The organism is Teichococcus aestuarii, from assembly GCF_042651065.1.
GTDB lineage: Bacteria > Pseudomonadota > Alphaproteobacteria > Acetobacterales > Acetobacteraceae > Pseudoroseomonas > Pseudoroseomonas aestuarii.
Genome location: NZ_JBHSCH010000108.1, coordinates 1 through 9,257 on the forward strand (window position 1 = coordinate 1; position 9,257 = coordinate 9,257).

The window sequence follows — 9,257 nt, forward strand, 5'->3', positions numbered from 1 at the left end:
GCAGCACCAGGAAGAGCGGCGCGCCGAGCCAGGAAGCGGCGCCGGGCGGCGAGAGCAGCGGCAGCGGCCCGTGCAGGCCGCGCCCCCTGGCCGCGCGCAGCGCCAGCGCCACGCCGGCGGCATCGCGCACCACCACCCCGCGCATTCGTGATGCCGCCAGCCTCTCCATGCTCCGCCTATCCCCATCATAGAGCGTTCCATTGCCCCGCATCCGTTGACCCTGCCCATGGGGGCCGCGTAAAGCCTGAAACCATGAGAGGCACGGCTTGGGTGAAGGCGTCGGCATGAGCGATGCGGTGAACGCGGCGGCGACACGGTTGGAACAGGCGGTCGAGAAGCTGGCGGCGGCCCTGGCCCGCCCGCCGCAGTCCGCCGGTGTGACGCCGGACGAGGTGGCGGCCCTTTCCGCGCGGCTGGACGAGACGCTGGTGCGCCTGCGCACCGCCCTGGCCGAGGTGGAAGGCGAGGCCGCCGGCCACCTGCCCGAGGATGAGGCGGAGCCGGGCGAGGCGGCGGAACCCATGCCCGCCTCCGCTCCGCCGGCAGACGACAGCAGCAAGGGGAGCTGAGATTGGCCCAGGTCACGGTTCGTGTCGGTGGCTATACCCATCCCGTCTCCTGCGAGGATGGCCAGGAAGGGCATCTGATCGCGCTCGCGGCGGATGTGGACCGCCGCGTCTCCTCCATCCGCGCCATGGGCGGCCAGTTCGGCGAGAGCCGGCTGCTGCTGCTGGCCGCGCTGCTGCTGGCGGACGAGCTGCACGATCTGCGCGTCGAGATGTCGCGGCTGAAGGCGGCCAGCGCGCAATCCGCCCCTGCCTCGGACCCGCTGCTGGCCGAGCGCCTCGGCCGGCTCGCCGAGCGGATCGAGGGCATTGCGGCCTCGCTCGACCATCCCTAAATGTGTGTGGCGGAGCTGCCCGGTGCGTCAGGTACATTATCCCTGGGGCCAATAAGCATCCTCCGGGAGCTGGCTCTGACCGGATCTTGGTCCGGTTACCTGGTGCCCACCTGTTTACACAGGCCTTAGGAGGATAACACGCCAACGGCCATGGCGGCTCCGCACTCCCTTTCCCCATCTCCCGCCGAGACCGATCCGCCCGAGCTCGCCGCCGCCAAGGTGGCGCTGCGCCAGGCGGCGCTGGCGGGCCGCGCCGCGTTCGGCCCCGCCGCCCGCGGCGCGGGCGAGGCGCTGGCGGCCGAGGCGCTGCGCGAATGCCCGCTGGCGGCCGGCGCCTGCGTCGGCGGCTTCTGGCCGATGGGCGACGAGATCGACATCCGCCCGCTGCTGCGCGCCCTGGCGGCGGCCGAGGCGCCGCTCGGCCTGCCAGTGACGCCGCGGCGCGGCCTGCCGCTCCTCTTCCGCCCCTGGCGCTTCGGCGAGGCGCTGCTGCCCGGCCGCTTCGGCACCTCCGTGCCGGCGGGCGAGGCCGAGGTGATGCCGGAGGTGCTGCTGGTGCCGCTGCTGGCCTTCGACCGGCGCGGCGCGCGGCTCGGCTATGGCGGCGGCTATTACGACCGCACCCTGGCCGCCCTGCCGGGGGCGCGCGCCATCGGCGTCGCCTATGCGGCGCAGGAGGTGCCGGCGGTGCCCACCGGCCCCCACGACCAGCCCTTGCCCGGCATCGCGACCGAGGCCGGCTTCATCCGCACCGAGAGGTAGAGAGTTTTGCGCATCCTGTTCCTGGGCGACGTGGTCGGCCGTTCCGGCCGCGACGCCCTGACCGCCGAGCTGCCCGGCCTGCGCGCCCGGCTGAAGGCCGATCTGGTCGTGGTGAACGCCGAGAATGCCAGCCACGGCTTCGGCGTCTCGCCCGACATGGTGCGCGCCTTCCTGGCGGCGGGGGCGGATGTGCTGACCCTCGGCAACCATTCCTGGGACCGCAAGGAGATCATCGGCTTCATCGATGGCGAGCCGCGGCTGATCCGCCCCCTCAACTACCCGCCCGGCACGCCGGGGCGCGGCGCCACAGTGGTCGAGGTGCCCGGCGGCCGCAAGGCGCTCGTCATCAACGCCATGGGCCGGCTGTTCATGGAGCCGCTGGACGACCCTTTCCGCGCCGTGCAGGCGGAGCTGGCGAAGCACACCTTGGGCGCCGGCGGCACGGTGCAGGCCATCCTCATCGACATCCACGCCGAGGCGACCAGCGAGAAGATGGCCATGGCGCACAGCTTCGACGGGCGGGTGAGCCTGGTGGTGGGCACCCACACCCATGTGCCGAGCGCCGACCACCGCATCCTGGAGAACGGCACCGCCTACATGACCGATGCCGGCATGTGCGGCGACTATGACAGCGTGATCGGCATGCAGAAGGGCGGCGCGGCGCTGCGCTTCTGGAAGAAGGTGCCGGGCGAGAAGCTGGCCCCGGCCGAGGGACCCGCCAGCCTCTCCGGCGTGTTCGTCGAGACGGACGACGCCACGGGGCTGGCGCGGCGGGTGGAGCCGGTGCGCCTGGGGGGGCTGCTCGCCCCCGCCATGCCGGCGGTGTGAATCAGGGGGCGGCGCCGGCCGCCCCGATGGCCTCGCGCGCTGCCCGCTCCTGCGCCAGCCGCTCCTTCTGGGCCTTCAGGAAGCCGCTGGCGGGGAACAGCCGCAGGCCGCGGTCGACCACCGCCTCGGCCTGCCGCCAGCGCCCGTGCTTCTCCAGCCAGCGCGAGAGGTTGAGCATGTAGTAGGGCGAGCGCCCCTTCATCCGCCGGAAGGGCGTGACGTTGAAGGCGTGGCCGCGCATGAAGTTCAGCACGGCCGGGCGCAGCAGATGCACCTCCGCCAGCGCCGTCGCGACCGGATGGCCGGTGTGGCGCAGCGAGACATGGGTGAGCTGCGGGAAGGCCGGCTCCACGCATTCCCGCAGCAGCCGCAGGTCGGCATGTTCCAGCCTGTCGGTGCGCGGGACGGGGTCGTAGACCACGGTCACGCGCTTCGCCCGGCTCTCGCCCGCCTCCAGCGGCTCATGCGTGAAGGGCGTGCCCTGTGGCCCGCGCCGGCCCAGGACCTCGGCATAGAGGGGGTGCAGGCTGTTGCGGGGGGAGAGGGAGAGGATATCGGCCCGCTGCCCGCGGCCGAAATACAGCGCGGCATAGGCGCCGACGCTGGTGCCGTAGAAGCAGATCCGGCGGTAGCGCGACAGGGTCGGCTTCACGGCCTTGTCGAAGGCCTCGCGGCTCATCGACTGGTAGCCGTTGTTGCTGCGCTTCTGCACGCAGATCAGGTCGTAGCCCGCGCCGTGCAGCAGCGTCTCGCCGAAGCCGGGGAGGGTGATGTCGGTCTGGTCGTAGCCGGGGAAGGTCACGACGATCGAATCCACCGGAGCCGCCTGACGCACCCGGCGCATGACGACAATGCCGTCATCGTAGAGTATCCGGCCTTTATTCTGGGCCTTGGGCTGCGGCATGTCGGTCTCGTCTCCGGCTCACGGGCAAGGCGCCGGAATAGGATGCCGCAGGGCATGTGGATAGCGCCGGGCCGGCATGGCGCGGATGCGCCGGCTCAGCCCGGGTCGTGGAAGCCCGCCGCGGCGCCGCCCGCCGGAGCGGGGCGGGTCGTCGCGTCAGTAGAGGACCTTGCTCACCAGCGGGGCCGATTCGGCATCGTATTTCCCGGCATCCACCAGCCCGCCGGTGTGGGCGGCCAGCAGCTCGCCCATGCTGGGGGCGGCGCGCGGCCGCTCCCGCTCGCCCCACAGCCTGGCGCGCAGGATGGCGCGCTGGCACTGCATGAACACCTCGCGCACCTCCACCAGCAGCACGGTGGCCGGCACCTGGCCCTGCATGGTGTAGCGCTCGCGCAGCGCCGGGTCGGCGGTGAGGCGGCCCTGGCCCGCCACGCGCAGCGTCTCCCCCGCGCCGGGGACCAGGAAGAGCAGCGCCACCGCCGGGTTGTCGATGATGTCGCGCAGCGCGTCGATGCGGTTGTTGCCGCGGCGGTCGGGCAGGGCGAGCGTCGTCTCGTCCAGCACGTCGATGAAGCCGGGTGCGTCGCCGCGCGGCGTGCAATGGGGGCCGCGCGCGCCGAAGGTGGCCAGCAGGCAGAAGGGGCTGGCGGCGATGAAGCCGGCGGTGTGGGGGTCGATCCGGTCGGCCACCTTCTTCATCACCAGCTCGCGCGGCGGGGTGTAGTGCGCCTGCAGCGCCTCGTGGGTGGTGATGGCGTGGGGGTCGTGGCTCATCATCGGCTCCTGCCCGGGAAGCGGCGGATGCTAGGGCGGCCCTCGCCGAGGGGCAATGCGGCGGCGGGCAATGCGGGCGGCCCCCCTCGCATCCGGCGCGCGGCGGCGGTATAGGACCAAACCCCCGGAACATCACGAGAATACCGGAGAAGCAGCGCGTGGCCGGCCATTCCCAGTTCAAGAACATCATGCACCGCAAGGGCGCGCAGGACGCCAAGCGCGCGCGCATCTTCGCCAAGCTGATCCGCGAGATCACCGTCAGCGCCCGCCAGGGCCTGCCGGACCCGGCCGCCAACCCCCGGCTGCGCTCGGCGGTGCAGGCGGCGCGCGTGGCCAACATGACCAAGGACACGATCGACCGCGCCATCAAGAAGGCCAGCGGCGGCGCCGGCGGCGAGGACTATGTCGAGGTGCGCTACGAGGGCTACGGCCCGGCCGGCGTGGCCGTCATCGTCGAGACGCTGACGGACAACCGCAACCGCACCGCCTCCGACATCCGCTCCGCCTTCTCCAAGTATGGCGGCGCGCTGGGCGAGACGGGCTCGGTCTCCTTCCAGTTCGACCGCAACGGGGTGGTGCGCTACCCCGCCGCCGTGGCGGATGCCGACACCATGCTGGAGGCCGCCATCGAGGCCGGCGCCGCCGATGTGGAGAGCGGCGCGGAAGGCCACGAGATCCGCACCGCCATCGAGGACCTGTTCTCGGTGCGCGATGCGCTCGAGGAGAAGTTCGGCCCGGCGGAGAGCGCCAGGCTGGAATGGCGCCCCAACATCTCGGTCGAACTGGACGAGGAGAAGGCGCGCTCGGTGCTGAAGCTGATCGACGTGCTGGACGAGCATGACGACGTGCAGGCGGTGACGGCCAATTTCGAGCTGCCCGAGGCCGTGCTGGCCAAGCTCTCGGCGGAATAGGCGGCCATGAGCGGTGTGGTCCGCCTGCTGGGGCTCGATCCCGGCCTCCAGCACACGGGCTGGGGGGTGGTGGAGAGCAGCGGCAACCGGCTGCGCCACATCGCCGATGGCGTGATCTCCACCACCACCGAGCTCTCCCTGGCCGAGCGGCTGTGCCAGATCCACCGCGCGCTGAACGCGCTGATGGATCTCTGGCGGCCGGAGGAGGCGGCGGTGGAGCACACCTATGTCAACAAGAACCCCGGCGCGGCGCTGAAGCTGGGGCAGGCGCGCGGCGTGGTGCTGCTGGCGCCCGCCATGGCCGGGCTGAAGGTGGCGGAATACCAGGCCATGGAGGTGAAGCGCGCCGTGGTCGGCACCGGCCATGCCGACAAGACCCAGGTGGCCGACATGGTGCGCCGCCTGCTGCCCGGCGCCACGCTGCGCCGCGCCGATGCCTCGGACGCGCTGGCGGTGGCGATCTGCCACGCGCATCACCGCTCCACCAACCTGGTGCTGGCGAAGGTCCGCGCATGATCGGGAAGCTGACCGGACGGCTGGACACGCCGCTGGAGGGTGGCTGCATCTTCGACGTGAACGGGGTGGGCTACCTGATCGCCTGCTCGGCGCGCACGCTCTCCGCCCTGCCGCGCCCGCCCGGCACCGGCTCGCTGCTGATCGAGACGGTGGTGCGGGAGGATGCCATCCTGCTCTACGGCTTCGCCGACGTGGCGGAGCGGGACTGGTACCGGACGTTGACCGCCATCCAGGGCGTCGGGCCCAAGGTGGCGCTGGGGTTGCTCTCGGCGCTGGCGCCGGCCGACCTTGCCCGCGCCATCATGGCCGGCGACAAGGGCGCGCTGACCCGGGCGCCGGGCGTGGGGGCCAAGCTGGCCATCCGCCTCGTTTCCGAATTGCGTGAGAAGGTGGGGGCGCTGCCCACCGGCTCAGGCTTCTCCGTGGCCATCCCGGCGCCGGAGCTGCCGCCGGCTGGCCGCGCCCAGGCGGATGCCATCTCGGCGCTGGTCAATCTCGGCATACGCCGCCCCGAGGCCGGCGCGGCCGTGGCGCGGGTGACGGAGCGCCTCGGCGACGACGCCGCATTGGAGGCCCTCATCCGCGAGGCGCTGAAGGAGCTGGCCCCCCGATGAACGCCCCCGGGAGATTCCCTGCCCGCCGCCCCGCCGCCGGGCCGCAGCGATCCCTTCACGGCCCTGACCGGCAGCGGACAGAAAAATGAGTGACAGGATTTCCGATCCGCAGCGCAGCGAGGAGGATGCGGCCGAGGCCACCCTCCGCCCGCAGACGCTGGACGACTTCACCGGCCAGAAGGCCTCGCGCGAGAACCTGGCCATCTTCATCCAGGCCGCCCGCACCCGTGGCGAGGCGCTGGACCATGTGCTGCTGCATGGCCCGCCCGGCCTCGGCAAGACCACGCTGGCGCAGATCGTGGCGCGCGAGATGGGGGTGGGGTTCCGCGCCACCTCCGGCCCGGTGCTGCAACGCGCCGGCGACCTCGCCGCGATCCTGACCAACCTGCAGCCGCGCGATGTTCTGTTCGTCGACGAGATCCACCGCCTGCAGCCGGCGCTGGAGGAAACCCTCTACCCGGCGATGGAGGACTTCCAGCTCGACCTGATCATCGGCGAGGGGCCGGCGGCGCGCACGGTGCGGATCGACCTGCCGCCCTTCACCCTGGTCGGCGCCACCACCCGTGCCGGGCTGCTGGCGACGCCGCTGCGCGACCGCTTCGGCATCCCGCTGCGGCTGCAGTTCTACACGCCCGAGGAACTGCTGCTGATTGTCCGCCGCGGCGCGCAGAAGCTGGGCTTCGCGCTGACCGAGGAGGGGGCGCGCGAGATCGCCAACCGCTCGCGCGGCACGCCGCGCATCGCCGGGCGGCTGCTGCGCCGGGTGCGGGATTTCGCGCTGGTCTCCGGCCAGGCGGCGGACCGTGCCATGGCCGATGCCGCGCTGCACCGGCTGGAGGTGGATGAGCGTGGCCTCGACTCGATGGACCGCCGCTACCTCCGCCGCATCGCCGAGCACCACAATGGCGGGCCGGTCGGCGTCGAGACGCTCGCCGCCGCTCTGGCCGAGGGGCGGGACACGCTGGAGGATGTGGTGGAGCCCTACCTGATCCAGGAGGGCTACGTGCTGCGCACGCCGCGCGGCCGCGTGCTGGGCGATCCCGGCTGGCGGCATCTGGGCCTCGCCCCGCCGGCCGGCAGCCAGCCGGACCTGCTGGGAGGCGGGTTTTGAGCTGGCCGCACCGCCTGCCGGTCCGGGTTTATTTCGAGGATACGGATGCCGGCGGTATCGCCTACCACGCCACCTATCTGCGCTGGGCGGAGCGGGGGCGGACAGAATCGTTGCGTGCCATAAACTTGCCGCATCAACTTCTCATAGCACGTTACTCTTCGATGCTCGTGGTGCGGCGCGTTGAAGTGGAGTATGTGGCCCCCGCCCGCCTCGACGATTCCCTGATCGTGGAAACCCGCGTGCTCCGCTCCGGCGGCGCCTCGGTGGACCTCGCCCAGGACGTGATCGGCGAGGGGGGCGGGGTCAAGGCGCGGCTCCAGGTCGGTCTGGTCTGTGTGCGGGGGGAGGCTATGCGCCCCGCGCCCATTCCGGAGCCCTGGCGCGGCGTGTTCCGGCAGGCCGCGATGGCGGACGGTCCGGCGAGGGGGCCGGCGGAGACGCCGGCCGGGTAGGAAAAGGAGATTGCCGTGGGTGACAGCGTGACAGCGTCCAACCTCGGCCAGATGGCGCACGATCTGTCCCTCTGGGGCCTGTTCCTGCAGGCGGACTGGGTGGTCAAGACCGTGATGCTGGGCCTGCTGCTGGCCAGCGTCTGGGTCTGGGCCGTGGTGTTCGAGAAGGTGACGAGCCTGCGCCGGGTGAACCGCGCGGCGGACGCCTTCGAGGACCGTTTCTGGTCCGGCGGCAGCCTGGAGGCGCTGCACCAGGCCGAGGGCGAGCGCCCCACCCACCCGATCGCCGCCGTGTTCGGCGCCGCCATGCGGGAGTGGGAGCGCAGCGTCGGCGGCGAGATCGCCACGGTGGGCATGCAGCAGCGCGCCGAGCGCGCCATGACGGTGGCCATCCAGCGCGAGATGGACCGGCTGGAGCGCTGGATGGTGTTTCTGGCCTCGGTGGGGTCGGTCGCCCCCTTCATCGGCCTGTTCGGCACGGTGTGGGGCATCATGAACAGCTTCTCCGCCATCGCCGGCATGCAGAACACCAACCTGGCCGTGGTGGCCCCCGGCATCGCCGAGGCGCTGTTCGCCACCGCCATCGGCCTCGTCGCCGCCATCCCGGCGGTGCTGGCCTACAACAAGATCACCACCGACCTGGCGCGCTTCGCGGCGCGGCTGGAGGGCTTCGCCGCCGAGTTCGGCGCCATCCTCTCACGCCAGGCCGAGGAGCGGGGCTGACACCATGGGCATGTCCAGCGGAGGCGGGGGCCCGGGGGGCAATGGCCGGCGCGGGCGCTACCGCGCCATGGCCGAGATCAACGTGACGCCGCTGGTGGACGTCATGCTGGTGCTGCTGATCATCTTCATGGTCGCGGCGCCGCTGATGACGGTCGGCGTGCCGATCGACCTGCCCAAGACCAACGCCCAGGCGCTGAACCAGGAGACCGAGCCGCTGACCATCTCGGTCAACGCCGAGGGCCGCATCTTCCTGCAGGAGACGGAGGTGCCGCTGGAGGGCCTCGTGCCGCAGCTCCAGGCCATCATGCGCGAGCAGAAGCCGGGCGAGCAGCAGCGCCGCATCTTCGTGCGCGGCGACCGCGGCATCAACTACGGCCGGGTGATGGAGGTGATGGGCACCGTCTCCTCCGCCGGCTTCACCCGCGTGGCCCTGCTGGCCGAGCAGCCCTCCGGCCGCCCGGCGGCGGTGCAGGCCCCGCAACCGGCGCCCGCGCCACCGCGCCGCTGAGCAGGAATACGGCAACATCGCCATGGCCCGTTCCGGCCTTCGTTTCTGGGCTGCGGTCTCGGCGGCGCTGCACGCGCTGCTGGGGCTGATGCTGCTCATCCGCCTGCCGGGCCGCGAGATCCCGCCGCCGCAGGAAGCCGTTCCCGTCGAGCTGGTGACGCCGGACATGCCGCAGGTGGCGCAGGCGCCGCTGCCGCTGCCCGCGCCCGCCCCGCCGGCCCCCGAGCCCACGCCCAACACCACGACGCGGAGC

At 72.3% G+C, this 9,257-nt stretch carries 13 protein-coding genes, 1 other RNA gene and 1 pseudogene; 13 read left to right on the plus strand and 2 right to left on the minus strand.

Going from position 1 to position 9,257, the window contains the following annotated elements; all coding sequences use genetic code 11:
• Nucleotides 1–266: 266 nt before the first annotated feature.
• From ACFOY6_RS23050 to ACFOY6_RS23070, 5 genes are all read left to right on the plus strand, one after another.
• Nucleotides 267–569, plus strand: coding sequence for a hypothetical protein (locus ACFOY6_RS23050; protein ID WP_146201811.1), 303 nt, complete (start codon nucleotides 267–269; stop codon nucleotides 567–569).
• A 2-nt stretch (nucleotides 570–571) separates the two neighbouring features.
• Complete coding sequence (locus ACFOY6_RS23055; RefSeq protein WP_109515259.1) at nucleotides 572–901, plus strand: cell division protein ZapA; 330 nt, start codon at nucleotides 572–574, stop codon at nucleotides 899–901.
• Nucleotides 902–910: 9 nt separating this feature from the next.
• Nucleotides 911–1,065: non-coding RNA, 6S RNA (ssrS, locus tag ACFOY6_RS23060), on the plus strand.
• Entirely contained in the window at nucleotides 1,052–1,663 is a 612-nt protein-coding gene (locus tag ACFOY6_RS23065) for a 5-formyltetrahydrofolate cyclo-ligase (RefSeq protein ID WP_379652359.1), read from the plus strand. The genes ssrS and ACFOY6_RS23065 overlap by 14 nt, the downstream gene beginning before the upstream one ends.
• Nucleotides 1,664–1,669: 6 nt before the next feature.
• Nucleotides 1,670–2,491 carry a TIGR00282 family metallophosphoesterase gene (locus ACFOY6_RS23070; protein ID WP_109515261.1) on the plus strand — a complete coding sequence of 274 codons (822 nt, stop codon included), beginning with the start codon at nucleotides 1,670–1,672 and terminating at the stop codon, nucleotides 2,489–2,491.
• Between the two features lies 1 nt (nucleotide 2,492).
• On the opposite strand, the gene ACFOY6_RS23075 is transcribed toward ACFOY6_RS23070, so the two are convergent.
• Both ACFOY6_RS23075 and ACFOY6_RS23080 read right to left on the minus strand, forming a co-directional pair.
• Nucleotides 2,493–3,395: a hypothetical protein gene (locus ACFOY6_RS23075; protein ID WP_379652360.1), complete on the minus strand. Its 903-nt coding sequence runs from the start codon at nucleotides 3,393–3,395 to the stop codon at nucleotides 2,493–2,495.
• A 156-nt stretch (nucleotides 3,396–3,551) separates the two neighbouring features.
• Nucleotides 3,552–4,169 carry an MSMEG_1061 family FMN-dependent PPOX-type flavoprotein gene (locus ACFOY6_RS23080; protein WP_379652361.1) on the minus strand — a complete coding sequence of 206 codons (618 nt, stop codon included), beginning with the start codon at nucleotides 4,167–4,169 and terminating at the stop codon, nucleotides 3,552–3,554.
• Between the two features lie 158 nt (nucleotides 4,170–4,327).
• On the opposite strand from ACFOY6_RS23080, the gene ACFOY6_RS23085 reads away from it, so the two are divergent.
• From ACFOY6_RS23085 to ACFOY6_RS23120, 8 genes and pseudogenes are all read left to right on the plus strand, one after another.
• A complete protein-coding gene (locus tag ACFOY6_RS23085) occupies nucleotides 4,328–5,080 on the plus strand; it encodes a YebC/PmpR family DNA-binding transcriptional regulator (RefSeq protein ID WP_379634621.1) in 753 nt (250 codons plus the stop codon).
• 15 nt (nucleotides 5,081–5,095) lie between these two features.
• Nucleotides 5,096–5,596, plus strand: a complete 501-nt coding sequence (gene ruvC / locus ACFOY6_RS23090; protein ID WP_181377979.1) for a crossover junction endodeoxyribonuclease RuvC — start codon at nucleotides 5,096–5,098, stop codon at nucleotides 5,594–5,596.
• Nucleotides 5,593–6,210, plus strand: coding sequence for a Holliday junction branch migration protein RuvA (ruvA, locus tag ACFOY6_RS23095; protein WP_109515266.1), 618 nt, complete (start codon nucleotides 5,593–5,595; stop codon nucleotides 6,208–6,210). Before ruvC ends, ruvA begins: the two co-directional genes overlap by 4 nt.
• A gap of 85 nt (nucleotides 6,211–6,295) precedes the next feature.
• Nucleotides 6,296–7,321: a Holliday junction branch migration DNA helicase RuvB gene (gene ruvB / locus ACFOY6_RS23100; RefSeq protein WP_109515267.1), complete on the plus strand. Its 1,026-nt coding sequence runs from the start codon at nucleotides 6,296–6,298 to the stop codon at nucleotides 7,319–7,321.
• Nucleotides 7,318–7,773, plus strand: a complete 456-nt coding sequence (locus ACFOY6_RS23105; RefSeq protein WP_379652362.1) for a YbgC/FadM family acyl-CoA thioesterase — start codon at nucleotides 7,318–7,320, stop codon at nucleotides 7,771–7,773. Before ruvB ends, ACFOY6_RS23105 begins: the two co-directional genes overlap by 4 nt.
• Nucleotides 7,774–7,788: 15 nt before the next feature.
• Nucleotides 7,789–8,496, plus strand: coding sequence for a protein TolQ (tolQ, locus tag ACFOY6_RS23110; protein WP_245906051.1), 708 nt, complete (start codon nucleotides 7,789–7,791; stop codon nucleotides 8,494–8,496).
• Nucleotides 8,497–8,500: 4 nt separating this feature from the next.
• Entirely contained in the window at nucleotides 8,501–9,004 is a 504-nt protein-coding gene (gene tolR / locus ACFOY6_RS23115; RefSeq protein ID WP_109515269.1) for a protein TolR, read from the plus strand.
• Between the two features lie 22 nt (nucleotides 9,005–9,026).
• Nucleotides 9,027–9,257 (plus strand): annotated as a pseudogene (locus ACFOY6_RS23120) (hypothetical protein); the annotation flags it as partial.